At 46.1% G+C, this 453-nt stretch carries 1 protein-coding gene; it reads left to right on the plus strand.

All coding sequences use genetic code 11. From position 1 onward, the window contains the following. On the plus strand, positions 1–450 hold a 450-nt coding region (locus tag PL8927_RS27605; RefSeq protein WP_156093359.1), incomplete at its 5' end, for an RNA-guided endonuclease InsQ/TnpB family protein. Positions 451–453 lie beyond the last annotated feature (3 nt).

Below are 453 nucleotides of genomic sequence, written 5' to 3' on the forward strand. Positions count from 1 at the left end.
AATCTTCATGTCAAAGGCATGGTTCGTAATCACAATTTGGCTCAGGCAATATCTGATTGTGGATGGGGAACTTTCACTAATTTCTTAGCTGACAAACTAGGTCGAAAAGGCGCGAAGTTAGTCGAGATTGATAGATGGTTTCCCAGTTCTAAACTATGTTCTAATTGTTTTCATCACAGCACTGAAATGCCTTTAGATGTGAGGGAATGGATTTGTCCCCATTGTGGCACTCATCATGACCGTGATGGAAACGCCGCGATCAATATTAGAGCCGAGGGCATCAGAATGCTGGCATTGAGCGCAGTCGAAATGCTCAAGACGGATGGTTCAGCCGTTTCTGCTGTAGGAGGGGATGTAAGACCCTATCTTGGGCGAAAGTCTAAGTTCTGGCATTCGCCTGTGAGTACAGAAGCCGACACTGTACTTGGTACTCCCAGTCAGTGTGGGTAGTTC

This window comes from Planktothrix serta PCC 8927, assembly GCF_900010725.2.
Classification (GTDB): Bacteria; Cyanobacteriota; Cyanobacteriia; order Cyanobacteriales; family Microcoleaceae; genus Planktothrix; species Planktothrix serta.